The organism is Mesorhizobium sp. RSR380A, from assembly GCF_054719385.1.
The window spans coordinates 5701664-5725905 of record NZ_JBTTIB010000001.1 but is presented as its reverse complement, the minus strand read 5'-3'; the positions used below and the strand labels follow the sequence as shown (position 1 = coordinate 5725905).

Sequence of the window (24242 nt, the reverse complement as noted above, 5' to 3'; positions counted from 1 at the left end):
AGAACTGCTTCATATATGCGGTTTTCGCGGTACGCGGACCGCGCCGCACCATCAGCTTGAGTGTGGCGAAGTCTTACGGAAGCCCTACCGGCCGTCGCAGCGCGAGATCGAACCCGTCGCCTGAGCTCAGCACGTGAACCCTAAGATCATGGATGGAAAGGGCGGCATCAGGCTCACCTTCCGCGATGTTGGAATGCGTCACGCCGGCTGCATCGACCAGATAGACAGCGCCGCTGCCGATGACCTTGAACATCTCGCCCTTCACCACGATCGCGGTGTCTTCATCGATGCCGATGCCGAGGACGCGCGGGTTCTGCGACACCGCCCCGATGAGCCGCCCAATGCGGCCCCGTTCCGCAAAGTGCTGGTCGATAATTACATTCGGCAGCAGGCCCAGTCCCGGCGCCATCCGAATGTGGCCGATCCGAAAGGAGGCTGCGTTCGGCCCCTTCACCATCATCGTGTCGCTCATGACCGACGCGCCCGCGGAGGTGCCGGCAATGACGCCGCCGGCTTCATAGATTTCGTGCACCCGCTCGTCGATGGGCGTGTCGCCGATCTGGCTGGTGATCCGGAGTTGGTCGCCGCCGGAGAAGAACACCGCGCTCACGTTTGCGAGCGCACTTATTTTCTTTTCATGAGCTGCCTCGAGGCGGTCGTTGACGTAGAGTTCGATGACATCCTTGATGCCCAGCTCACCGAAGGACCTCTGATACTTCTCGAGATAGCCATCCGGCTCATGAGACGCGATGGTGGCAAGCACCAGGCGGCCGTTCGGAACCAGGCTCGCTACCTCCTTCAAGATGACACGATCGCCATCATGGTCCTCGTGGCCGCCGATGATGACGAGCGTTCCAGCTTTACCGTTCGAGGATCGTTTTTTCTTCTTGTCGGTCATTTGCCCACGTCTTTCTTGCGCAGGAAAACGTGCGGGTGGTTGTCCTCGCTGGTCATGAAAGCGACTGCGAACTCCCTGCTGTTATGCGCCCATCCAGACACGCCGGTCGCGGTAAGCACGATGGCTCCGGCTTCGCCGCCGATCGCCTCGACTTCCTTGAGCGCGGGATTCAGCACCTGCTCCAGGCCGCCTTCAGCCTGTCCCGAGGACAATGCCTGCCGCGCCGAGAGTGACTGCATGACACGGGCCGCGAGAGCCTTTCGCGCAATATGCTCACCGTCTCCCGAGAAGGCGACGGCTCCCAACCGGTTGTCGGCATAGTAGCCGCAACCGGGTTGCGGAGAATCCCCCACACGACCCGGAGCACTGCCGTCCAGTCCGCCGGTCGAAGTGCCCACGGCGATGTCCCCGTACTGATCCAGGGCAACCACACCGATCGTATCCTTCGCCTCCGACTTGCTGGAGGCGTCGCGCTGCTGCGGCGTGATCAAATCCGCCGGATCGCAAAGCTCCAGCTGCTTGTCGGCGGCGAAACGCCGGGCCCCCTCCGACGCCAGCAGGATCGGCTCCTCATGCAGCATTGCCTTCGCGACACTGATTGGATGGCGCACGCCCTTGATCACTGCGACGGCACCCACATTGAAGTCCCTGCCCTCCATCAGGCCAGCGCACATCTCGACCTCGCCGTCCGAATTGAGGGCACTTCCATATCCCGCATTGAACGTCGGGTCCGCCTCGAGGATGCGACCGGCCGCTTCCACGGCATCGACCGCCGTTCCGCCGCCGGCCAGGACGGCCCGACCTGCCTCGAGTGCCTCGATGCATCCGTTGCGATGCGCCTCCTCCTCTTGCGGATCGATCTCCTTGGCGCCGCCGTGCAGGATCAGCGACCACATCAGCCAGCCCTCAGATGGCGAATATGGGTCTGATCGGGCCCTCCCCTCGAAGGCGTCGCGCCTCCGAAGCCGGTTACCTGCCGCCACACGGCTTCAACGTCGTCGACGGTCAGCACGACAAGGTCGTTTTCCCGTGCAAGCCTGAGACACACGTCGACGGCCTCCTTCTCGGGACAGACGGCGTGAATGCGGCCTGGGGCGCAGCCGGCGTTCAAGGCACCTTCCCGCAGCAAGCCGGCGATCGCTCCGGGGGCTCGGCCGCGCAGCTCCTGCTCATCCTCCTTGAAGACGATGACGTCGAATATCCGCGAAGCGATCGCGCCCATCTCGCGTATGTCGCAATCGCGGCGGTCGCCCGGTATGGCGACCAGGCCGATCGTGCGCTGATAGCCGCGCCTCATGTGGGAAACGAGCTTTCCGAGCGCCTTCAGCCCCTCCGGATTGTGCGCATAGTCGACGATGGTGCGGAAACCATGTCCGTCGAAGACGTTGAGGCGACCGGGAGATTGCTCGAACGAGGTGCCAAACTCGGCCAGCGCCGCCCGGATCGTTGCCGCCGGAACGTCGTGGCAATGCGCCATGGCGACGGCTGCCAGGCTGTTGGCAACGTTGAATTCGGCCGAACCCTCGAAGGTCGCGGGAATTTCGTCGACGCTCATCAAGAACATCGATTCCCCATCCTCGTGGATGAAAATGTCCCAGCCGTCGCTGCTGGGCTCCCGCGTCACGGCGCGGCCGCCTTCCGCCAGGTGGCTGCGCAAGAAACCGGGCCACTCGCTCCTGCTCGCCAGCGAGAAGTAGCAGATCCTGCCGCCGGCATCGCGCGACATTGCGGACGTATGGACGTCGTCGGCATTGAGAATGCTCCATCCGCCGCGGCGGACGGACTCGACCACGACCGATTTCACCTCCGCCAGGTCCTCGATTGTGTCGATGCCCCTCAGCCCGAGATGATCGCCGTGGACGTTCAGCACCGCGCCAACATCGCATGCATCGAAGGCAAGCCCTTCGCGCAGGATGCCGCCGCGTGCACATTCCAGCACCGCGACATCGACACCCGGCTCGCGCAGCACGATCCTGGCGCTCTGCGGGCCTGAGCAATCGCCTGTGATGATTCGTTCGCCGTTCAGGTACACGCCGGTGGTCGAGGTGAGCCCGACGGTTGCGCCATTCGCCTGCAGGATGTGCGCCAGCATTCTGGCAGTGGTCGACTTGCCGTTGGTCCCGGTGATCGCGAAGATCGGAATCCGGCCGTCCTTGCCGCCTTTGAAGAGAAGATCGAGCACGGGCCGTGCGACGTTGCGGGCGCGCCCCGACGAGGGTTCGAGATGCATGCGAAAGCCAGGACCGGCATTCACCTCTATGATGCCGCCGCCGGTTTCGCTCACCGGCCGTGAGATGTCGGGACAGACGAAGTCGATCCCGGCAATGTCGAGGCCGACGATCTGTGCCGCCCGCCTGGCGATCAGCGCGTTTTCGGGATGGATTTCTTCCGTTCGGTCGATCGCGGTCCCACCGGTGGAGAGATTGGCGGTGGGCCGCAAGAGCACCATTTGACCCGGCGCTGGAACGCTCGCCAGGGTGAGCTGCGATTTTGACAGGAAATGCTCGACACATTCGTCGATCTCGATGCGGGTCAATACCGAGGAATGGCCCTCTCCCCTTCGTGGGTCGCGGTTCGTCTCCTCGACGAGCTCGGCGACAGAACTCCGGCCATCGCCGACCACATGGGCCGGAACCCTCTCGGCGAGCGCCACCACCTTTCCGCCGATCACCAGGATCCTGTGGTCCGAGCCGACGAAATGCTGCTCGACTATAACGCTACGGCTGTGTTCTCGCGCCTGTTCGAAGCCCCAGCGGACCTCGTCTTCTGTTGCCAGACCGATGTTGACGCCGCTTCCATGATTGCCATCGAGTGGTTTGGTGACCACGGGGTAGCCCAGCCGTGCTGCCGCCGCGACTGCGTCCTGCGCCGATCGCACCAGCTCCCCGCGTGGCACCGGCAGGCCGGCCTGTTGCAGCAGGAATTTGGTCAGGTCCTTGTCCGAGGCGATCTCGGTCGCAATCTCGGAAGTGAGGTCGCTGCAACTGGCGCGGATCCGCTTCTGATGCTTTCCGTGACCAAACAGCACGAGGCTGCTGTCGTCGATCCGCGCGGCGGGTATGCCCCGCCTCTCGGCCTCGCGCACCAAGGAAGCAGTCGTAGGCCCCAAGGCACGCTCGGCGGCCAGACGCTTGAGCTGCTGCAGCCTGGCTGCGAACTCGAATGGCCCCTGCGTTTCCGCAATGTCGCCGAGCCCCTCGACACCATGCAGATTGGCCGGCAGCAGGCTGTCCACCAGTTCGAGCGCGACGCGTCCGGCGAGCAGCCCGACAAGCTCATCCTTGTAGGCGAACATGACGTTATAAGTGCCGGGACTGCCTTTGACCGACCGTGTCTTTCCTCGTGTCACCCGGTGACCGAGCATGCTCTGCAGTTCCAGGGCGACATGCTCGACGACGTGGCCGAGCCAGGTTCCTTCCTGCATGCGGCGGACGAAGCCGCCGGCGGCGCCATAGCTGCAGCCATGGCCCGCAAGGCCGGGCAACAGTCGGACGATTTGTTCGGAAAACCCGGGCAGTTTGTCTGTCGGGAACGCCTCAAGGGCTCCGAGGTCGATCCGAATCTGGACCATTGGCGTCATACTATAGAGGTGCGGCCCGCGAAACACGCGGGCGTCCACGACGCGGATAGGGCGAAAACGCGAGGCGCCCCGATGAATTTCTTTGTCCGACATAGTCCGTTTCTCCTGACTAACTCCGCAACATCCGGAGGATCGGTTAGTTCCCGGCTCTTTCAGCCCAAATATTTTTGCAGGAGAGAGAAACAAAAGTGGCCGTTAACATATGTTGGCCCAAGAACACCCTCTGGTCATCTCGGCCACGTGCGGTCGCTGTTCTGAGGGCTACTTATCTCTCGGGACGAGGCGGGCCAGGCATTCGCTCGTTTTCACAAGCATTCGCCGGGCACATCGCGCCCGTTGAGCTAGTGCCCGGCTTTAGCTCATGGCGACCCATTGTGCGGGTCCAGCACTGAGGCATTAATCTTCAGCACGCCTTCGGCACCCGGGAACATTTCCAGACGCGTCAGGTTTGGAACCATCCTTGCACCGGAACTACAGCCATGCAGAGTCGAAAATCGGTGAAGGCCGCGCTCGTCAAGGAGATCGACGCGGTCCGCCTTCGTATCTCGCTGCTTGAAAGCGAGCTATGCAGAGATGGCAGACCCAGGCAAATTGGATGGCGTTCAGGATACGAACTGAACGCCCACAAAGCCCGCCTTGTTCGACTGGAGACCGTGCTTGCCCACTATCCGTCGGCACCGACGGCCCGGGCATCGAAACAGCAACAGCTTGAGTTGCGCGCAAGGCAACCAAGTAGTTTTGGGGAAACGCCATGGCTGACAGACCCTCAATCAGAACTCCGCTAGCTCGAGTGCGGGGCCTTGGATCGGCGAAACACGGAACCGAAACGTTCATGCTGGAGCGGCTGACATCTGCTGCCCTGTTGATCCTTGTCATTTACATCGTCGCGGTCGTTATAATGCTGGTCGGTGAGCCTCGAGACGCCGTCCTCAGCGTCGTAGGATCGATCTATGTCGCGCCAGCCCTTATTGGCTTCATTCTCGTAAGCTGCGTTCACATGCGGCTTGGAATGCAATCGATCATCGAAGATTACTGCCATGCCACCGTGCTCAAATCGCTTCTTCTGATCGCCAATTGGTTATTCTGCTGGGCAGTCGCGCTCGCAAGCTTGTTCGCTGTGCTGTTAATCAGCTTCAGATAGCGATCCGGTTCTCAGCTGCAGCCAACGTCTGCCACCAGCAGGCTGAAGTTCGCCTCAGCGGCGAACCGGGCTGGCTTGCGCAAAGGAGTTCGACAACCCGGCCTCATCTGATTTGCGGCAGCCTGTCCCATTGATGGAAAGGGGGTGGAGAGGTCAGCTCCCACTCCAATGTGGTAGCTCCTGGCCCCCATGGGTTCATGCCGGCGGCTCTTTGCCGGTAGAAAGCTTCCAAGATGCCGAAGAGGAAAATCACGACACTCGCGGCCGACAGGTACGATCCATACGAGGACACCATGTTCCAGCCGGCGAATGCGTCGGGATAGTCGACATAACGACGCGGCATGCCAGCCAATCCAAGGAAGTGATGGGGGAAGAAGACGAGGTTCACGCCGACGAAGGTCGTCCAGAAATGGACCCCAGCCAGAAGCGGGTTGTAGAGATATCCCGTCATTTTCGGAAACCAGTAATACCAGCCCGCGAAGATGCCGAAGATCGCTCCCAGTGAAAGTATGTAGTGGAAATGCGCGACGACGAAGTATGTGTCGTGCAGTTCACGGTCGAGGCCGGCATTTGCGAGTTGAACGCCCGTCACCCCGCCTACGGTGAACAGGAATATGAAGCCGAGGGCCCAGAGCATCGGCGTCCGCAGGCTGACCGAACCGCCCCACATGGTTGCAATCCAGGAGAACACTTTTATCCCGGTCGGCACTGCGATCACCATCGTGGCGAAGGTGAAGTAGCGCTGCGTGTCGAGGCCTATCCCGCTGGTGTACATATGGTGGGCCCAGACGACGAAGCCGATCACCCCGATCGCCACGATTGCGTAGACCATCCCGAGATACCCGAAGATCGGCTTTCGCGAGAAGGTCGAGATCACCTGGCTGACGATGCCGAACGCCGGCAGGATCATGATGTAGACTTCCGGGTGGCCGAAGAACCAGAAGAGATGCTGGTACAGCAGCGGGTCGCCTCCGCCGTCCGGCGCGAAGAACGTGGTTCCGAAATTGCGGTCGGTCAGGAGCATGGTGATGGCGCCGGCCAGCACCGGCAGAGCCAGCAGCAGCAGGAAGGCGGTGATGAGGATCGACCACACAAACAGGGGCATCTTGTGCAGGGTCATCCCCGGCGCGCGCATGTTGAAGATGGTGGTGATGAAATTGATGGCTCCCAGGATCGAAGAGGCGCCCGCAATGTGCAGAGACAGGATGACCAGATCCACGGCGGGACCGGGATGGCCGGAGGTCGACAGCGGCGGGTACAGGAACCAGCCGGTCCCAGGGCCATAGCCGCCGGGGACGCTGGGCATGAAGATCGACAATAAAAGCAGCATCAATGCCGGCGGCAGCAGCCAGAACGAGATGTTGTTCATGCGCGGGAAGGCCATGTCGGGGGCGCCGATCATGATCGGAACCATCCAGTTGGCGAAGCCGCCGATCAGGGCGGGCATCACAGTGTAGAAGATCATGATCAGCGCGTGGGCCGTGGTGAAGACGTTGTAAAGCTGCTTGCCGGCGTCGATCGCCGCGTCGCCCTGGTAACCGTAGATCATCGACGCCAGTCCGGGGAAAAACTGGATCCCGGGTTGCTGCAGCTCGATTCGCATGCTCACCGACAAGAGCATGCCGATCACCCCCGCGATGAAAGCGAAGACCAGATAGAGTGAGCCGATGTCCTTGTGGTTGGTCGAAAACAGCCATCGGGTGATGCCGGTCGGCTGGTGGCTGTCGAGACCGTCCGGATCTGCCGCCGTATATTCGTTCATGACCTTCTCCGCTTGAGCCGTCCGTCGCCAGCATCGAACCGTGCTGGAACTTGATTGTTCCCTCCACCGAACCGGCGGTAGGAACATTCCACGGAAGTCGCTGTTAGGTTCCGCGCGGCCGACCCTGCGCGGCTGAGGATCGACGTCCATGCTGGCGATAATTGCTGCGACCCTGGTTCTGACGACGGTGGTTGGTGGGCTGATATCCGCCTTCTGGCTCGAGGCGCGTCATGGTCTCCATGACCCCACGCCGCCGGACATGTCGGTGCCCAGGCAACTGAACGCCCCGGCCTGGAGCCGGTGGTCCTGACATGGACGCGATCACCGCGACACTCGACCCGAGGACGCGAGCCGGCTGGCTGCTGCTCGGCTTCGCGCTCGGCGGTTTCTTCGACGGCATCGTCCTGCATCAGATCCTGCAATGGCATCATCTTCTCTCGGGCGTCGCCGATCCGGCGGGTTCCGACCTGCGCTTCCAGATCATGGCCGACGGCCTCTTCCATCTTTTCATGTATGTGCTCGCCGTCGCCGGCACGGTGCTGCTGGTGGCCGCGAGGGCGGCCGGCGCGCGGCCCGGGACCACCACGGAGATCCTGCGGCTCGCCTTCGCCGGGTTCGGCGTCTGGCATGTCGTTGATGCCGTCGTGTTTCACTGGCTGCTGGGTCTGCACCGGATCAAGATGAACAGCGACTTGCCGCTCGCCTGGGATATTGCGTGGCTGGTCATCTTCGGCATCGTGCCGCTTGTGTTGGTGCTGGTGCTGCCCAACCGCGGCGGACCGGCACGCGGTGCTTCGGCAGCGCTTACCAGCATCGTCCTGCTCGCGGGATTGGCAGCCGGCGCCGGCCCGTTCTTCAACGGCGCCGCCAATTCCATCATCGTCTTTCGTGTCGGGATGGAACCGGCGGCGATGATGCGGGCCGTTGAAGTCGCCGACGCCCATCTCAAATGGGTCGACGCCAGCGGCACCATCTGGGCGGTCGACCGCGTCTCATGGCGCGGGTTGGTAGCCCTTCACGCGCGCGGCGCCTTGGTGGTCAGCACGACGCCTGTCATTGCCGGATGCCTTGCCTGGACCGATGCCGCCGGAGTGAGCAGTAGCTCCAGCCAGCAGCGTGGCACTCCTGCCAGGCTATGACTTCCGGACAGGGATAGGGGAGTATCAAGCATGCAATTCGCCACCGAGAGCAGCCACGGCCGGAGCCTGACACCGCGCATCGTCGTGGTCGGCGGAGGCTTTGCCGGTCTGGAGGTTGCCAAGGCGCTCGGCAAGGCGGAAATCGGGGTGACGATCATCGACCGCCACAATCACCACCTGTTCCAGCCCTTGCTCTATCAGGTTGCAACCGCCGCCTTGTCGGCGCCTGATATCGCCGAGCCCATCCGCAAGATCCTGGGCCGCTATCCCTCGGTTCAGGTCCTCTTCGGCGATGTCACCGAGATCGGCACCGAGGCCAGGATACTGGTGCTGGCCGATGGGACCACGGTCCCCTACGACATCCTGGTCTTGGCCACCGGTTCGCAGCCATTCTATTTCGGCCAGGAGAGCTGGGCTCGGGTTTGTCCCGGCTTGAAGACCATCGAGGACGCGCGCACGATCCGGTCACGGCTGCTGCTATCGTTCGAGCACGCGGAACGGACCACCAATCCAGTCGAGCAATCCCGGCTGATGACGATCGCCATTATCGGCGGCGGCCCGACGGGTGTCGAACTGGCGGGCTCGATCGCCGAACTCAGCCGGCACACACTGGCGCGCGACTTCCGCAACATCCGGCCCGAGAAGACAAGGATCATACTGGTAGAAGCCGGCGAGCGTCTGCTTGCCGGATTCGCCCCGGAGCTTTCCAGATATGCACGTATGCGCCTTGAAAGCCTGGGCGTCGAGGTCGCGCTCGGCAACCGGGTCGAGGCGATCGAAGCGCATCAGATCACCGTCGGCGGCCAGGTGATCCCGGTGGCCTTGACGCTCTGGGCCGCTGGGGTGGCGGCTTCTCCGCTGGTCGCCCAGCTCGGTGTCGGGCTCGACCGCGGCGGTCGGGTGAAGGTCGAATCCGACCTGCAGGTCGTCGGCCACCCCGATGTCTTCGCGCTTGGCGACGTCGCACTGGTCCTCGATGGGAACGGCCAGCCATTGCCAGGTCTTGCCCAGGTCGCCAAGCAGCAGGGCGAGCACCTCGGCATGGCACTGGCACGCCGGATAGATACTGGCGACACGCTGCCGGCTTTTGCCTTCAGCAATCGAGGCAACACGGCCATTGTCGGCCGCCACGCTGCCGTGTTCGAATCGGGCAGGCTGAAACTGAAAGGCTGGATCGCCTGGTCTGCCTGGGCGCTCATCCATGTCTACCTGCTCGTCGGTTTTCAGCACCGCGTTCAGGTCTCGATCCAGTGGCTCTGGCGCTACCTGACCTATGAGCGTGGCGCCCGGCTTATCGCCGAGGAACGAGTCGAACCGGGTTCGACATCGTCGCCGGGAGCGGTCCCGAGAGAGCCGCTGCCACCCAAGGCAGACCCTGCCCCGGCATTGCCCGCCCGCACTGACTAGATTGCCGGGTGCTCAGTTCGGAGACAGTGGCGATGCGGGCGTCAGCTCTGGATTCCGCCACGGCCCGTCGTCCCACGGCAGCCCGAACCTCGATAGTTGAGGCGGGTGGTTCCCAGCTTGTATCCGGTGCCGGCCTGATGGATCCGGATGGCACCAACGACGTTGCGTCCCTATATGAACAAATGAACACAGGCTCCTCGAAACGGGATCTGTTGAACCCCTCCTCTTCAGAGACAGCTCGTCATGACGTCACCTGCGACTGCTGAACAACCCCCGGTCATTCAGACGGGGCTTCCCGCCCTGAGCAACAGCTATGCGCAATTGCCGGAGCGCTTCTTCGCGCAAACACATCCGAAGCCGGTGTCCGAACCGCGGCTGATCCGGTTCAACCGGCACCTCGCGGAGGAACTCGGGCTCGATGCCGACCAGCTTACCAGCCCGGATGGAGTGGCGATGCTTGCCGGCAACAGATTTCCGGAAGGCTTGCAAGCAATCGCCCTGGCCTATGCGGGCCACCAGTTCGGAAACTTCGTGCCTCAGCTTGGCGACGGGCGCGCCCTGCTGCTTGGCGAAGTGGTGGACGTCAACGGCATTCGCCGTGACATCCAGCTGAAGGGATCGGGACCCACGCGGTTCTCGCGCAACGGCGACGGCCGCGCCGCCCTCGGCCCTGTCCTGCGCGAATATGTCGTCAGCGAAGCGATGGCGGCGCTCGGCATTCCGACGACGCGAAGCCTTGCGGCGGTGCTCACCGGCGACCCGGTCTATCGCGAGGTCCGGCTGCCCGGCGCCGTCCTGACACGGGTGGCGGCAAGCCATATCAGGATCGGCACGTTCCAATATTTCGCCGCGCGCCACGACACCGAGGCGCTCAAGATACTGGCCGACTATGCCATTCAGCGTCACTTCCCACAGCTGGCGGGGGAAGCACGGCCGTACCGGGCTTTGCTGGAGGCCGTTGTCGCCGCACAGGCGGACCTGGTGGCGCGCTGGATGCTGGTCGGCTTCATCCATGGCGTCATGAACACCGACAATATGTCGATCTCGGGCGAGACGATCGACTATGGCCCATGCGCCTTTATGGACGCCTATGACCCCAGCGCGGTGTTCAGTTCGATAGACCGCGCCGGCCGCTATGCCTATGCCAACCAGCCTCGTGTCGCCACGTGGAACCTTGCGCGCTTTGCAGAGACCCTGCTGCCGCTCATGAGCACGGACGAGAATGAAGCAGTGTCTGAAGCGGAAGAGGTGCTGAGGTCGTTCCAGGCCTCCTATGAGGCTGTGTTGCAGCGCGGCTTCCGCACAAAACTCGGACTGCTGACCGAAGCGGAAGGCGACTTGCAGCTCGCTGCCGACTTTCTGGACGTGCTGGCTCACGGCGAAGCGGACTTTACGCTCGGCTTTCGGCGCCTGGGCGATGACCTCGACGCTGCGGACGGCCAAGGCACGGCGCGGCAGTTGTTTAAGGATCCAGGCTCATTCGATGCCTGGTCGGCGCGGTGGCGCCAGCGCATTGCAAGCGAAGCAGCCGACACGGCCACGCGCCGTTCTGCCATGCAATCGGTCAATCCCAAATTCATCCCCCGCAATCATCGCATCGAGGCGATGATCCAGGCGGCGTTGGGCGGCGACTTCAGACCGTTCGAGGAGATCCTGGCGGTCGTCAGCCGTCCCTTCGATGAGCAGCCGGGAATGGAACGCTTTGCTGAGCCGCCACGCCCGGATGAGCGCGTCCTGCAGACATTCTGCGGTACATGAGACATTCGTGATGGTCGCTTAACATGTGCAAATGCGGAAGACCCATTTGCAAGCTATCATCACGGGCACTCTCGTAAGGGCTGAGCTATGACGATCATAGAATTGGCATTCGAATTGCCGGCACGGAAGCTCGTAGACCGTACCGGAATATCAGACGAAGATGCTCGAGACCTTGTCGCAGCCATGGGAGCTGACTGGTCATCGCTCGTGCGAGCAGCGAGGGCGATCAAAGAGACTTAGGTCTTTTGACGTCGTTTTAGCTGCCACCAGCTGCGGGCAGATCGGACCAGAGGCTGCTGCCGCGATCCAGGCGCGACACCGCGCTCGTCACCGATCATGTCAGCAACGTGGTCAAGCACTGTATTTCGGTCGCTCCAAATCGACCGGATACAACACGCTGCTCTCCTGAAAGCCACTGTGGCCCGCTACGCAAGTCGCCGGAAGCTCGCAATAAACTAGCTTAGGATTTATATTGCAGGCCCGCACCACTGGCGGGCGACGCGGCCCGCCGAGAGATTGCCTGTCCTCGACCAGCAACGCGGGCCGCTGTTGGGAGTCACCGTCGGCACCGAAAAGCACAGGTGCTGATGAAGCAGACGGAACTTCCCCCCACGATCACGGTTTGGAGTCACGAGACCAACCCAAGGAGATGCAGATGTCGAGCAAAATGCCGCCCGTGCCGCCTGAGAACCAGAGCCAGAAGGGTCGAGGAGAAGGGCGACAGATTAGCCACGATGATGCCCAGCACGGCACTCACGGAGCGCCGGATCCGGAGCGCCAAGGGCAGCAAGCCAACACCAAGGTCAACACCACTCATCAGGGCCGTCAGCAGGATCGGTGATCATGTCCACATCGAAGAAACACCCGAACACGATCCGGCAGGGCGGGCCAGGCGCATCGCACGAGAACGCCAGAAAACCCCTGCAGGTCAACAAACCCCCGGCGGATGAAGACCGTCGATCCAAAAGCCGAGTTTCAGGGGGTGGTGGTGAAAAGGACAGTCATCATTCGCACAATCCAGCCAAGAAGGGTAGCAACAGTTGAACCCACGGCTTTGTGAATGATTGTGCTAAAGCGCGCCGCGTGTGCATGTCGTTGTCCACAACCGAGCCATTTTTTGAGTGACATGCATTAGCCGGACCAGGGTAAGGATCGGCGAGTCCAGACGCCCGGAAAAACCGGAGGCCGTGGGCCCGCACCACTGGCGGAGCGATGCGGGCCCGGCCAAGGGTTACGGCCCTCGACCAGCAGCGAGGGGCTCGCTGCCGCATCCAGAACAAGCCCCGTAATTTCAGGTTCCGCTAATATACAAAAAAGCCGGCCACCTTTCGGCAGCCGGCCAGTTCCAACAGAACAAGGGAACGTGCACTGATGGGGCAGTGCAACGCCCGAAGTGTTTCAAGGCGACGATGTTCCACCGGAAATCCACAGATTCGCCGTTTCGATCTACATTGGCCGGATTGAAAGATCTTTGACGATCTCTCCCAAGTTCTCGCGGAGCCCCGTCCGACGTGTGGCGCCCTGTCTGCGCCTTGGCTCTCTATTCGGCCAGCAAGCTCATCTTTGAAGAATGCCCGCCGCGGCTGCCGCGCGCGTCAAACACCGGCGTGCAATTGGTCGAGCGCGCGGCAGACCGGGGACGCGTCAAATCGAGCGTCGGTCGACGTAGGTGTAGACGCCGGCCCCAATGGCGACCGCGCCGACCGTGATCACGATCGATGGCGCGCCCATCAAACTGGCAAAGACCGCCCAGATGAGGGCGATGACGATAGCGCCGAGTGTTCCCAGGATCAGTTTCGGCATTGTCTACCCCTCCACGTTCGGACCGCCCGTCAATGGTCGTCACCCACCGGTGATGCGAAACGCCGCATGAAAGCACAGTGTAGCCCATGAGGTGAAGGGCCGCGCCGGAATACTCCGGTGCGAAAAAGATGATGCCCGCGCCGCCAAAGCCCGGGTGTTCAATAGCCAAATGGCTGGACCCGCGCCTAGCGCCTCAGCGCGTGGACTTCCGCCATGCTTTCGCCGCCCATCGGCAGGGCCATGTCATCATCGAGCAGCCGGGTGATGCGGGCAAAGCCCGTAAACGCCTTCCTGGCTGCTTCGGCCGACATTCTGCCCGACAGGGCCGCGGAGCAGCAATTCACGGCGCACTGATACACAGGCCCACGCCGTCCCAATGGCCATTTCTGCAAAAAGACCATCGCTTCGGCAACGCTATCGACTTCCTCGACGGGGTGTCCCTGCCCGCGCGCAATGCGCACGGGCGTAAAGAAATGCAAGCGGTCCATTTTGTTCTCTCCCTGGTCGGCCGCAGCGCGAACCAACCCTACTAAATTCGCGGACGGCGCGTTTGTTCCGCTTATTGCAAAAAAATCTGCGCTGGTGGGCTTGGGTTGCCGACGCCCGCTTTTGTCCGGAACGTTAGGCCGGCTGATGCATTTCGCTCTCGTGATTGCCTTGAGGGACACGTTCAAACCATGCGCATAGCCCATGTCGCCCCTTTGCACGAATCGGTGCCACCCCTTCTCTATGGCGGCACCGAGCGCATCGTTTCCTATCTGACCGAAGGGCTGGTCGAACTCGGCCATGAGGTGACGCTGTTCGCCAGCGGCGACAGCCGGACGTCGGCCAGACTGATACCAGGTCGCGAACGCGCGCTACGCCTCGATCCGCGCCCGCTGAAATCGGACACGGCGGCGCATCTTGCGATGCTTGCCGATGTGAGGAACCGAGCCCACGACTTTGATATCATTCATTTTCATCTCAGCCATTTCCTCCATTTCTCGTTCTTCGAGACCATGCCGGACAAGACGGTGACGACGCCTCATGGCCGGCTCGATTATGTCGATCTGGCGCCAACCTATGAGCGTTTTCCGCGCTTTCCGCTGATCTCGATCTCGCATAGCCAGAAGACCGGGCTTGCGAATGCCAATTGGCTGGCCACCATCCATCACGGGCTGCCGACGGGTCTCTATCAGCCGACCTTCGAGACGGCGGCGGGCGAACCATACCTTGCCTTTCTCGGCCGGCTTTCGCGCGACAAGCGGCCGGACCGGGCCATCGACATCGCCTTGCGCTCGGGCATGAAGCTCAAGCTGGCGGCCAAGATCGGCGACGATGATCGCGCCTATTTCCATGAGACGATCGAGCCGTTGATCGATGGCGACCGCATCGACTATGTCGGCGAGATCGCCGAGAGTGAGAAGACTGAATTCCTCGGCAATGCCGCTGGTCTGCTGTTTCCGATAGACTGGCCCGAGCCGTTCGGCCTTGCCGCGATCGAGGCGATGGCGTGCGGTACGCCAACCATCGGCTGGAACTGCGGTGCGTTGCCGGAAGTCATCGACCATGGCGTTACCGGATTTGTCGTCGATTCTCTCGACGCCGCGGTCGCCGCGGTGCCGGCCTTGCTGCAACTCGACCGGCGAAAGGTGCGCGCCGTCTTCGAAAGTCGGTTCTCCGCCAACAGGATGGCGCGCGACTATCTCACTGCCTATGCGCGTCTCATCGGCGCCCCGGCTGAATCGAAAGCGTCGTGAACGACGGCGGACGTTCCGAGCCCGAAACAGAGATTTGTGACTGATGACCGAACTTGACGAGCGCAAGCTCGACCCTGCCGTGGCCCTTGCCTCCCTGGACGAAACCGCGCCGCGCGAGCCGCACCGGCTGTTTGCCCTGAAGCAAGGCGACTGTTTTGCCGTGGCCGATGCCTACGGCGATATCAGGGGTGCGGGCGACGGTTTCTTCCGTGACGACACCCGGGTGCTGTCGGAGTTCAGGCTCACCGTCGGCGGCCGGCAGACATCGCTGCTCGGCGCCTCGCTCAGCCAGGACAATGTGCTGTTCACCAGCAATATGACCAATTTGCCGATGCAAAGCGTCGGTGGCCGCGACATCCCGCAGGGCGCCATCCATATCGAGCGCGTCAGGCTGTTGTGGCAGGACCGGCTGTTCGAGCGCATCACCCTTTCCAACTACAGCCAGGAGCATTCGGCAATCCGCGTCTCGCTGCATTTTGCCGCCGATTTCCGGGACATGTTCGAGGTCCGCGGTTCGACCCGGCCGAAGCGCGGAATGGCGCATGCAGCGGAGATCGAGCCTGCCTCGGTGCTGCTGCGCTATGACGGACTGGACGGGCTGGCGCGGGTGTCTGCGATCTCGTTCTCGCAGCCGCCGGACCAGCTGAGCGCCGAGCGCGCGGATTTCCTCATCGCAGTGACCAAGCGCAGCAGCAAGATGCTTTACGTCGAGGTCGGCGCGGAACTGACCGAAACGCCCGACCGCGACCGCTTCCGGGCGGCCGCGGCGCGCGCCCGTTTCGGCATGCGGGCCAAGCGCCGCCATGGAGCGACGGTGCACAGTTCGGGCCGCGTCTTCAACGATTGGGTCGAACGCGCTCGCGCCGATGTCGCCTTGCTGACCACCGAGCTGTCGACCGGCCCCTACCCCTATGCCGGCATCCCCTGGTTTTCGACGGCCTTCGGCCGTGACGGCGTCATCTCGGCGCTGCAGATGCTATGGCTCAACCCCGGCCTGGCGCGCGGCGTGCTTGCCTTCCTCGCCCAGCACCAGGCGACCGAGACATCGCCTTTCAGCGACTCGCAGCCCGGCAAGATCATGCACGAAACGCGCAAGGGCGAGATGGTGGCGCTGCAGGAGCTACCCTTCGGCCGCTACTATGGCGGCGTCGATACCACGCCGCTCTACATCCACCTCGCTTGCGCCTATGCCGAGCGCACCGGCGACATGGACTTCATCGCCAGCCTGTGGCCGTCTCTCTGCGCCGCCGCCAAGTGGACGGAAGAGGCGAGCCGCGCAACCGGCTTCGTCACCTATCAGCGCGCCGCCGAATCCGGCCTTGCGAACCAGGGCTGGAAGGACAGCTTCGACTCGGTCTTCCACGCCGACGGCCGCATTCCCAAGGGGCCGATCGCGCTGGTCGAAGTGCAGGGTTATGTCTTCGCCGCCTTCAGGGGCCTTGCCGCTCTCGCCCGCCGCCGGGGCGAGTTCGCGCAGGCCGAGCACTGGGAAAATCGCGCCGAAGAGATGCGGATCGCCGTCGAGCGTGATTTCTGGCTGGATGATCTCGGCTTCTATGCGCTGGCGATCGACGGCGCCGGCGAGCCGTGCAAGGTGCGCACGTCGAATGCCGGACACCTGCTCTATGTCGGCCTGCCCGAACCGGCGCGGGCTAAGATGGTCGCCGACCAGTTGCTTTCGGCTTCCTTCCACTCCGGCTGGGGGGTGCGAACGCTTTCCGACGATGCTGTGCTGTTCAACCCGATGTCGTACCACAATGGTTCCATCTGGCCGCATGACACGGCGATGTGCGGCGCCGGCCTGGCGCGGTTCGGCGAGCGTGACAGCGTGGTGCGGCTGATGAGCGGCACGTTCGAATCCGCCGTGCATTTCAACATGCGGCTGCCGGAACTGTTCTGCGGCTTTACCCGCTCGCCGGGTGAAGCACCGATCGCCTACCCCGTCGCCTGCCTGCCGCAAGCCTGGTCGGCAGGCTCGGCCTTCATGCTGATGCAGGCGTGCCTCGGTCTGGAAATCGACGGCTGGAACGGCGAAATCCATGTGACCCGACCCCGTTTGCCGATCGGCATCGATACGCTGACGCTCAGGCATCTGGGTGTCGGCGAAAAGAGGGTCGATCTTACCTTCCAGCGCGTCGGCGACCGCGTCGTCGCCTTTCTCGCCGACCGCCATGAGGGACTGGTTCCGCTGATCGTGCGGACATGATCGGAACGGCTTTCAACGGGAACCGATCCCAAGGTTTGTGCGTTGCAAAAAACACAGGTTCTCACGGGCGATCGTCGGCTGCGAACACTCGAATGGAACCATGAAGAAAAAGGCCCTGACGGCCAAAATTGAGTTGGAATTGGAATGACTGATTATGGCATGGCCCTGCTCTGGGTCTTGATCCTTGCAAGCCTTGGCCTTTCGATTCTAGCCGTTCTGTTATCGATCTCCAGGCAACGTCGTAGCCATAGCTTGACGGTTGCACCGACTGCCGGCGAGGACGTCGCATCGGAAGCGACGCGCAAGGTTTTGCGGGAGTTCGAGAAGAATGGACAATCTCCCGACGCGGCGCTGGTGAACTGGTCGCCCGACACCTTGCGCAAGATACTTGCCGACGACCTGCCGGACGCGCAGGTCATCGTCGTCTCGAACCGAGAACCCTATATCCACAACATCAAGGACGACGGCGTCGAGCTTCTGGTGCCGGCCAGCGGCCTAGTGTCGGCGCTTGAGCCTATCACCCGCGCCTGCAGCGGCACCTGGATCGCCTATGGCGGCGGAACGGCGGATCGTCTGACGGTCGATAGCAACGATCGGGTTCAGGTGCCGCCGGACAGTCCGTCCTATACGCTGCGCCGCGTGTGGCTGAGCGACGACGAATATCAGGGCTACTATCTCGGCTTTGCCAATGAAGGACTTTGGCCGCTCTGCCATATCGCCTTCACCCGGCCGGTCTTCCGTGCCTCGGACTGGGAGGCCTATGAGGCCGTCAACCGCAAATTCGCCGATATGGTGGTTGCCGAGGCGCGCAATGAGCGGCCGATCGTGCTGGTTCAGGATTACCATTTCGCGCTCCTGCCGCGCATGATCCGCGAGCGCCTGCCGGAGGCGATCATCATCACCTTCTGGCACATCCCGTGGCCGAACTCCGAAGTGTTCAGCATCTGCCCATGGCGCGAACGCGTTCTTGATGGACTGCTCGGGAGCTCGATCATCGGCTTTCACACCCAGTTTCATGCCAATAATTTCACTGAAAGCGTAGACCGGTTCCTGGAAAGCCGCATCGAGCGCGCCGACGCCGCGATCTCGTATGGCGGGCGGACGACACTGGTGCACGCCTATCCCATCTCCATCGAATGGCCGGCCGAACTCCTGGCCAAACTGCCACCGGTCGAGGAAAGCCGCGCCCGCCTGCGTGAGCGGTTCGGCCTGTCGGCGGACGTCAAGCTGTGCGTCGGCGTCGAGCGCCTGGACTACACCAAGGGCATCCTCGACCGCTTCCATGCGCTGGACGAATTGTTTACGCGCCACCCCGAGTGGATCGGCAAGGTAGTGTTCCTGCAGATTGCTGCCCCAAGCCGCGGCACGCTGCCGGCGTACCAGCAATTGCACGATGAATGCCTGCGTTATGCCAACGAGCTCAACCAGCGCTACGGTCATGACGGCTACAAGCCCGTGGTCATGGTGGCTGAGCACCATTCGCAGCAACAGGTCTATGAGATCTATCGCGCCGCCGACATCTGCATGGTCACCAGCCTGCATGACGGCATGAACCTCGTAGCCAAGGAATTCGTCGCCGCGCGGGACGACGAACAGGGCGTGCTGTTGCTCAGCACGTTTGCCGGCGCGTCGCGCGAACTGCTGGAAGCACTGATCGTCAATCCTTACGACGCGGCGATGATGAGCCAGGTGCTGCTGCAGGCGCTAACCATGTCACCGGACGAACAACGCGAGCGCATGCGCCCGATGCGCGAAATAGTGCGCGACAACAATGTCTTTCGCTGGGCCGGCAGCATGCTGCTCGATGCGGCGCGCCTGCGCAAACGCGGCGACCTCGAAAGAGCGACAAGTGTCGCCGAGCGGCCCGCAAACACCGACACCAACATCGTCTCGCTGTTCGACCGCATGCGGAAGGTGGCGTCATGAATAGCCTGTCAAAAGCACCGGGCCTGCCAACCGCACCCGACCTGCCGGAAGGACAATGGGCGCTTTTCCTCGATATCGACGGCACGTTGCTGGAGCACGCGGCGCACCCCGACGCCGTGTCCGTAAGCGACGAACTGCGCAACCTCCTCGGCGTCGTCGACAAACGGCTGGACGGCGCTGTCGCCTTTATCACCGGCCGCTCGGTCGAAGGCGCCGACCGCCTGTTTCATCCGTTGAAGCTGCGTGTTGCCGGTCTCTATGGGCTGGAACACCGGCTGACGCCGGACGGCCCGGTCGTTACCGCGGATGCTCCCGCCGATATAGCTGCCCTTGCCGACGCCATCGAGGCCGAACTGGATGACGGCCTTGTTCATATCGAGCGCAAGGGTCCGATCCTCGCCATCCATACGCGTGCGGCGCCGCATCTGCTGGCCAGGGCAACGCATCTTGTCGAACAGGCTTTGACCGAGCTTCCCCAGGGCTATCGGGTTATCCCGGGCAATGCCGGCGTCGAACTCATGCCGCTCGAAGCGGCCAAGGGCGCTGCCGTGCGGCGTTTCATGGCAATCCCGCCCTTTGCCGGACGCCGGCCGGTCTTTCTCGGCGACGACACCGCCGACGAAAACGGTTTCGAGGCGATCAACGAGGCCGGCGGCATCTCGATCCGGGTCAAGCCGCGTGGGCCGACCGTGGCCCACTACAGGCTCGATGATGTCACCTGCGCGATAGCTTGGCTTGCCGCCAATTTCGACGCATCACCGGCCCTCAACCGCAAAGCGTCCTGATCCCTGCCGTCTGCGGGTCGAATCAAGATCGCCGCGATTGCGCCGACCTTCGCCAAAAGCCGATCGATAAGCGCTGTTCTCATTGAATATCTTTAAGGCCAAAGCCGGCAAATGGATTGCTTGCCGGTTCCCCTGCGTCAGGCATAACCTGCGCAGTCGACGCGTGAGGGCGCGTGCGGCATCAAGGGGAGGACATCGCAGTGACCATACAAGGCGCATCACCTGATCTATACAATGAGGATCTGGCTCCGGCCAAAGTCCGAAACTGGGGGCCGTTCTCGATCTTCAACGTCTGGACGTCGGACGTCCACAGCCTCTGGGGCTATTATCTCGCCGCAAGCCTGTTCCTGTTTTGCGGCGGCTTCGTCAATTTCATCATCGCCATCGGCATCGGTTCGCTGATCATCTACGCGCTGATGAACATGGTCGGCTATGCCGGCGTGAAGACCGGCGTGCCCTACCCCGTGCTGGCGCGCGCGTCCTTCGGCATCTGGGGCGCCAACATTCCGGCCCTGGTGCGCGCCATCGTCGCCTGCTTCTGGTACGGCGCGCAGACGGCAGCGGCATCGGGCGCGATCGTGGCGTTGCTGATCCGCTCGCAATGGTTCGCCGATTTCAACGCCAACACGCATTTCCTCGGCCATACGGGTCTGGAAGTGATCTGTTTTGTGGTCATCTGGGCACTGCAATTGCTGATCATCCAGAACGGCATGGAAACGGTGCGCCGCTTCCAGGATTGGGCCGGACCGGCGGTGTGGGTGATGATGTTGATCCTGGCGATCTATCTCTGTGTAAAATCCGGGAGATTTGCCTTTACCAGCGACATCCCGATGGATGTGCTGCTCGACAAGACAAAGGATGCCGGCGTACCCGGAACCCCTGGCTCCTGGACGTCGCTGTTTGCGGTGGCCGCGATCTGGGTCACCTATTTCTCGGCGCTCTATCTCAATTTCTGCGATTTCGCCCGCTATGCCCCAGACAAGGCATCGCTGCGCAAGGGCAACATCTGGGGCCTGCCGATCAATCTCATCCTGTTCTCGCTGGTCGCCGGCGTGACCACCATCGCTGCCTTCGACGTCTATGGCGAAGTGCTTCTGCATCCCGACCAGATCTCGGCGAAATTCGACAGCTGGTTCCTGGCAGCGCTTGCAGCCCTGACTTTTGCCGTGGCAACGCTCGGCATCAATGTGGTGGCAAACTTCGTCTCGCCGGCCTTCGACTTCTCCAACGTCTTTCCGCGGCAGATCGACTTCAAGAAGGGCGGCTATATCGCGGCCGTAATCGCGCTGGTGCTCTATCCCTTCGCGCCGTGGGAAGGCAGTGCGGCGTCTTTCGTCAACGTCATCGGCGCGACGATGGGGCCGATCTTCGGGGTGATGATGGTCGACTACTATCTGATCCGGAAGGGCGAGGTCGACGTCGAGGCACTGTACCGCGAAGATGGCGAGTTCCGCTTCCAGGGCGGCTGGCACATCAACGCCTTCATAGCCGCCGGCATCGGCGCCATCTTCTCCTCGGTCCTGCCGAACTTCACCAATTTGCTGCCGGCATGGTGGGGCGTTTATGGCTGGTTTTTCGGCGTCGGCATTGCAGGGGTCATCTACTACGTCCTTCGCACCGCCGCCCTTGGCGCAGGGGCCAGGACGGCGAAGGCGTGAAATTGAGGGATAGGGAGTAGTCAGTAGTCAGTAGTCAGTAGTCAGTAGGGAATAATACCCCTACTCCCTACTCCCTACTCCCTACTCCCTACTCCCTACTCCACCATCTCAGCCAATCTCCGCACCGTGTTCCAGTTGCGTGCGGTGCCGATGCCCATGCGCTTGTGGTTCATGGCAGCGAGCAGCCGCGAGCTTGGCCGCTCGCGCGAAAAGACGACCCAGATGTCGCCATCGACCGAAGCCACCTTCTCGTCCTCGGCGGCATAGGCCTGGAGCGCGGCCACACCATCCGCTGGCGCTGGCTTGCGCATCACCCGCACAGCCACCTGATCGCCTGCCTCGGCAGAGTCGGCCGGGAATGGGTTGCCGGCGGCAAGTTTCAGCCAATCCTCGGCAGTGCGCACGATGATGACGACGTTGCGGCCGAAGGTTTTTTCGAAGGCCGTTTCCAGCCGCTGTTCCAGCTTGGCGATGCCGGTCGCCCGTGTCTCGAAGACCAGATTGCCGGTCGCCACCAGGGTGCGCGGGTTCTTCAGCCCAAGCTGTTCAGCCATCGCCTTGAGGTCGGCCATGACGACCCGGCGGCCTTCGCCGAGGATAATGCTGTAGAGCAGCGCAACATAGGTCTGCATCAGCTGCGAAACCTCACCGTGGCCCTAGACCAGTCGCGACTGGTCCACCGCGGCCGAGATGAAGCTGGCGAACAGGGGATGCGGCTCAAGCGGCCGGCTCTTCAGCTCCGGATGGTACTGGACGCCGATAAACCAGGGATGGTCGGGATATTCGACGGTTTCCGGCAGCACACCGTCGGGCGACATGCCGGCAAACACCAGGCCGCAATCTTCTAGCCGCTCCTTGTAGTCGATATTGACCTCGTAGCGGTGGCGATGGCGCTCGGAAATCTGGGTGTCGCCATAGATGTCGGCGATCTTCGAACCCTTGGCGAGTTCAGCCTGATAGGCGCCAAGCCGCATGGTGCCGCCGAGATCGCCCGTTTCGCGGCGCTTCTCCAGCATGTTGCCTTTCAGCCATTCGGTCATCAGGCCGACGACCGGCTCGTCGGTCGGACCGAATTCGGTCGACGAGGCGTGTTCGACGCCGGCCAGCGAGCGCGCTGCCTCGATGCAGGCCATCTGCATGCCGAAGCAGATGCCGAAATACGGCACCTTGCGCTCGCGGGCGAATTTCGCCGCCAGGATCTTGCCTTCCGAGCCGCGCTCGCCGAAGCCGCCGGGCACCAGGATGCCATGCACCTTTTCCAGCCACGGCGTCGGGTCTTCCTTCTCGAAAATCTCGCTCTCGATCCAGTCGAGCTTGACCTTGACGCGGTTGGCCATGCCGCCATGCGACAAAGCCTCGATCAGCGATTTGTAGGCATCCTTGAGGCCGGTGTATTTGCCGACAATGGCGATCGTTACCTCGCCTTCCGGATTGTGGATGCGGTTGGACACGGCCTGCCAGGGCTCCATGCGCGGCTTCGGCGCCGGATCGATACCGAAGGCGGCCAGCACTTCCGAATCGAGCCCTTCCTTGTGGTAAGCCATCGGCACGTCATAGATGTGGGGCACGTCGAGCGCCTGGATGACGGCGCTCTCGCGCACATTGCAGAACAGCGACAGTTTTCTGCGCTCTTCCTTGGGGATGGCGCGGTCGGCGCGGACCAGCAGGATATCGGGCGCGATGCCGATGCCGCGCAGTTCCTTGACCGAATGCTGGGTCGGCTTGGTCTTCAACTCGCCGGCCGTGGGGATGTAAGGCATCAAGGTCAGGTGGACATAGACGGCGTTGTTGCGCGGCAGATCGTTGCCGAGCTGGCGGATAGCCTCGAGAAACGGCATCGCCTCGATATCGCCAACCGTACCGCCGATCTCGCACAGCACGAAATCATAGTCGTCATTGCCGTCGAGCACGAAATTCTTGATCTCATCGGTGACATGCGGAATGACCTGCACGGTGGCGCCGAGATAGTCGCCGCGCCGTTCGCGCTCGATGATGTTCTTGTAGATGCGGCCGGTGGTGATGTTGTCTTGCTGGTTGGCCGAGCGGCCGGTGAAGCGCTCGTAATGGCCAAGATCGAGATCGGTCTCGGCGCCGTCATCGGTGACGAAAACCTCGCCATGCTGGTAAGGCGACATCGTTCCGGGATCGACATTGAGATAGGGATCGAGCTTTTTGATGCGTGCGCGATAGCCTCGCGCCTGCAAGAGAGCCCCAAGGGCCGCTGCAGCGATGCCTTTTCCAAGTGAGGAAACCACGCCGCCTGTGATGAATACATATCGCGCCATGGGAGTCATCGCTTAACGCGGCCGAATTGATTCCGCCAGAGAAAAAACCGCCGCTGAGGCTTTTTCCAGAGAAGGCGCGATAGTCCCGAGGTTCGAGACTGGTGTTTTGGTCAAAACAAAAGGGCCGGCAAAAGCCGGCCCTTTCGGCAGGTTTG

General features: G+C 62.4%; 19 protein-coding genes. 11 read left to right on the top strand and 8 right to left on the bottom strand.

Annotated features, from left to right (window positions below; translation table 11 throughout):
* Positions 1–73: 73 nt before the first annotated feature.
* From ACYG9Z_RS27800 to cphA, 3 genes are read right to left on the bottom strand one after another with little or no spacing between them, the layout of a single operon-like run.
* Positions 74–898: a cyanophycinase gene (locus tag ACYG9Z_RS27800; RefSeq protein WP_023682457.1), complete on the bottom strand. Its 825-nt coding sequence runs from the start codon at positions 896–898 to the stop codon at positions 74–76.
* Positions 895–1794, bottom strand: a complete 900-nt coding sequence (locus tag ACYG9Z_RS27795) for an isoaspartyl peptidase/L-asparaginase family protein (RefSeq protein ID WP_023682456.1) — start codon at positions 1792–1794, stop codon at positions 895–897. The genes ACYG9Z_RS27800 and ACYG9Z_RS27795 overlap by 4 nt, the downstream gene beginning before the upstream one ends.
* Positions 1794–4664, bottom strand: coding sequence for a cyanophycin synthetase (gene cphA / locus ACYG9Z_RS27790; RefSeq protein ID WP_245260860.1), 2871 nt, complete (start codon positions 4662–4664; stop codon positions 1794–1796). The genes ACYG9Z_RS27795 and cphA overlap by 1 nt, the downstream gene beginning before the upstream one ends.
* Before the next feature lie 565 nt (positions 4665–5229).
* Here cphA and sdhD point away from each other — a divergent pair.
* A complete protein-coding gene (gene sdhD / locus ACYG9Z_RS27785) occupies positions 5230–5619 on the top strand; it encodes a succinate dehydrogenase, hydrophobic membrane anchor protein (protein WP_027050929.1) in 390 nt (129 codons plus the stop codon).
* Between the two features lie 103 nt (positions 5620–5722).
* Here sdhD and ctaD read toward each other — a convergent pair whose 3' ends face one another.
* The gene (gene ctaD, locus ACYG9Z_RS27780) at positions 5723–7381 is read right to left on the bottom strand and encodes a cytochrome c oxidase subunit I (RefSeq protein WP_023734368.1); all 1659 of its coding nucleotides are present in this window, start codon (positions 7379–7381) and stop codon (positions 5723–5725) included.
* 311 nt (positions 7382–7692) lie between these two features.
* Between ctaD and ACYG9Z_RS27775 the strand changes: the two genes are divergently transcribed.
* The 5 genes from ACYG9Z_RS27775 (at position 7693) to ACYG9Z_RS27755 (ending at position 12729) form a co-directional block, all read left to right on the top strand.
* Positions 7693–8520, top strand: a complete 828-nt coding sequence (locus tag ACYG9Z_RS27775; RefSeq protein WP_023734367.1) for a DUF2243 domain-containing protein — start codon at positions 7693–7695, stop codon at positions 8518–8520.
* Between the two features lie 30 nt (positions 8521–8550).
* Positions 8551–9927: an NAD(P)/FAD-dependent oxidoreductase gene (locus ACYG9Z_RS27770; protein ID WP_023752245.1), complete on the top strand. Its 1377-nt coding sequence runs from the start codon at positions 8551–8553 to the stop codon at positions 9925–9927.
* Between the two features lie 243 nt (positions 9928–10170).
* Positions 10171–11685: a protein adenylyltransferase SelO gene (locus ACYG9Z_RS27765; protein WP_023752244.1), complete on the top strand. Its 1515-nt coding sequence runs from the start codon at positions 10171–10173 to the stop codon at positions 11683–11685.
* 655 nt (positions 11686–12340) lie between these two features.
* Positions 12341–12526: a hypothetical protein gene (locus ACYG9Z_RS27760; protein WP_023682450.1), complete on the top strand. Its 186-nt coding sequence runs from the start codon at positions 12341–12343 to the stop codon at positions 12524–12526.
* A gap of 2 nt (positions 12527–12528) precedes the next feature.
* Positions 12529–12729, top strand: coding sequence for a hypothetical protein (locus ACYG9Z_RS27755; protein ID WP_081725396.1), 201 nt, complete (start codon positions 12529–12531; stop codon positions 12727–12729).
* A gap of 600 nt (positions 12730–13329) precedes the next feature.
* On the opposite strand, the gene ACYG9Z_RS27750 is transcribed toward ACYG9Z_RS27755, so the two are convergent.
* Both ACYG9Z_RS27750 and ACYG9Z_RS27745 read right to left on the bottom strand, forming a co-directional pair.
* Positions 13330–13488: a hypothetical protein gene (locus tag ACYG9Z_RS27750; protein ID WP_023752243.1), complete on the bottom strand. Its 159-nt coding sequence runs from the start codon at positions 13486–13488 to the stop codon at positions 13330–13332.
* Positions 13489–13673: 185 nt separating this feature from the next.
* A complete protein-coding gene (locus ACYG9Z_RS27745; RefSeq protein WP_023688551.1) occupies positions 13674–13976 on the bottom strand; it encodes a DUF982 domain-containing protein in 303 nt (100 codons plus the stop codon).
* A 189-nt stretch (positions 13977–14165) separates the two neighbouring features.
* On the opposite strand from ACYG9Z_RS27745, the gene ACYG9Z_RS27740 reads away from it, so the two are divergent.
* The 5 genes from ACYG9Z_RS27740 to ACYG9Z_RS27720 all read left to right on the top strand — a co-directional run bounded on the left by ACYG9Z_RS27740 (position 14166) and on the right by ACYG9Z_RS27720 (position 21802).
* A complete protein-coding gene (locus ACYG9Z_RS27740; RefSeq protein ID WP_023752242.1) occupies positions 14166–15227 on the top strand; it encodes a glycosyltransferase family 4 protein in 1062 nt (353 codons plus the stop codon).
* Positions 15228–15270: 43 nt separating this feature from the next.
* Positions 15271–17433 (top strand): amylo-alpha-1,6-glucosidase, encoded by a 2163-nt coding sequence (locus ACYG9Z_RS27735; protein ID WP_023688553.1) that lies wholly within the window; start codon positions 15271–15273, stop codon positions 17431–17433.
* A 144-nt stretch (positions 17434–17577) separates the two neighbouring features.
* A complete protein-coding gene (locus tag ACYG9Z_RS27730) occupies positions 17578–19359 on the top strand; it encodes an alpha,alpha-trehalose-phosphate synthase (UDP-forming) (RefSeq protein ID WP_023752241.1) in 1782 nt (593 codons plus the stop codon).
* Positions 19356–20144: a trehalose-phosphatase gene (otsB, locus tag ACYG9Z_RS27725; protein ID WP_031244133.1), complete on the top strand. Its 789-nt coding sequence runs from the start codon at positions 19356–19358 to the stop codon at positions 20142–20144. Before ACYG9Z_RS27730 ends, otsB begins: the two co-directional genes overlap by 4 nt.
* 200 nt (positions 20145–20344) lie before the next feature.
* Positions 20345–21802 carry an NCS1 family nucleobase:cation symporter-1 gene (locus tag ACYG9Z_RS27720; RefSeq protein ID WP_023693457.1) on the top strand — a complete coding sequence of 486 codons (1458 nt, stop codon included), beginning with the start codon at positions 20345–20347 and terminating at the stop codon, positions 21800–21802.
* 95 nt (positions 21803–21897) lie between these two features.
* Here ACYG9Z_RS27720 and ACYG9Z_RS27715 read toward each other — a convergent pair whose 3' ends face one another.
* Together ACYG9Z_RS27715 and ACYG9Z_RS27710 are read right to left on the bottom strand one after the other, a co-directional pair.
* The gene (locus tag ACYG9Z_RS27715; protein WP_023702848.1) at positions 21898–22434 is read right to left on the bottom strand and encodes a DUF1697 domain-containing protein; all 537 of its coding nucleotides are present in this window, start codon (positions 22432–22434) and stop codon (positions 21898–21900) included.
* A 24-nt stretch (positions 22435–22458) separates the two neighbouring features.
* The gene (locus ACYG9Z_RS27710) at positions 22459–24096 is read right to left on the bottom strand and encodes a CTP synthase (RefSeq protein WP_081725397.1); all 1638 of its coding nucleotides are present in this window, start codon (positions 24094–24096) and stop codon (positions 22459–22461) included.
* Positions 24097–24242: the final 146 nt, after the last annotated feature.

Coding starts and splice junctions, on each gene's coding strand:
- ACYG9Z_RS27800 (WP_023682457.1), bottom strand. CDS start 898: ATGACCGACAAGAAGAAAAAACGATCCTCGAACGGTAAAGCTGGAACG.
- ACYG9Z_RS27795 (WP_023682456.1), bottom strand. CDS start 1,794: ATGTGGTCGCTGATCCTGCACGGCGGCGCCAAGGAGATCGATCCGCAA.
- sdhD (WP_027050929.1), top strand. CDS start 5,230: ATGGCTGACAGACCCTCAATCAGAACTCCGCTAGCTCGAGTGCGGGGC.
- ctaD (WP_023734368.1), bottom strand. CDS start 7,381: ATGAACGAATATACGGCGGCAGATCCGGACGGTCTCGACAGCCACCAG.
- ACYG9Z_RS27775 (WP_023734367.1), top strand. CDS start 7,693: ATGGACGCGATCACCGCGACACTCGACCCGAGGACGCGAGCCGGCTGG.
- ACYG9Z_RS27770 (WP_023752245.1), top strand. CDS start 8,551: ATGCAATTCGCCACCGAGAGCAGCCACGGCCGGAGCCTGACACCGCGC.
- ACYG9Z_RS27765 (WP_023752244.1), top strand. CDS start 10,171: ATGACGTCACCTGCGACTGCTGAACAACCCCCGGTCATTCAGACGGGG.
- ACYG9Z_RS27760 (WP_023682450.1), top strand. CDS start 12,341: ATGTCGAGCAAAATGCCGCCCGTGCCGCCTGAGAACCAGAGCCAGAAG.
- ACYG9Z_RS27755 (WP_081725396.1), top strand. CDS start 12,529: ATGTCCACATCGAAGAAACACCCGAACACGATCCGGCAGGGCGGGCCA.
- ACYG9Z_RS27750 (WP_023752243.1), bottom strand. CDS start 13,488: ATGCCGAAACTGATCCTGGGAACACTCGGCGCTATCGTCATCGCCCTC.
- ACYG9Z_RS27745 (WP_023688551.1), bottom strand. CDS start 13,976: ATGGACCGCTTGCATTTCTTTACGCCCGTGCGCATTGCGCGCGGGCAG.
- ACYG9Z_RS27740 (WP_023752242.1), top strand. CDS start 14,166: ATGCGCATAGCCCATGTCGCCCCTTTGCACGAATCGGTGCCACCCCTT.
- ACYG9Z_RS27735 (WP_023688553.1), top strand. CDS start 15,271: ATGACCGAACTTGACGAGCGCAAGCTCGACCCTGCCGTGGCCCTTGCC.
- ACYG9Z_RS27730 (WP_023752241.1), top strand. CDS start 17,578: ATGACTGATTATGGCATGGCCCTGCTCTGGGTCTTGATCCTTGCAAGC.
- otsB (WP_031244133.1), top strand. CDS start 19,356: ATGAATAGCCTGTCAAAAGCACCGGGCCTGCCAACCGCACCCGACCTG.
- ACYG9Z_RS27715 (WP_023702848.1), bottom strand. CDS start 22,434: ATGCAGACCTATGTTGCGCTGCTCTACAGCATTATCCTCGGCGAAGGC.
- ACYG9Z_RS27710 (WP_081725397.1), bottom strand. CDS start 24,096: ATGACTCCCATGGCGCGATATGTATTCATCACAGGCGGCGTGGTTTCC.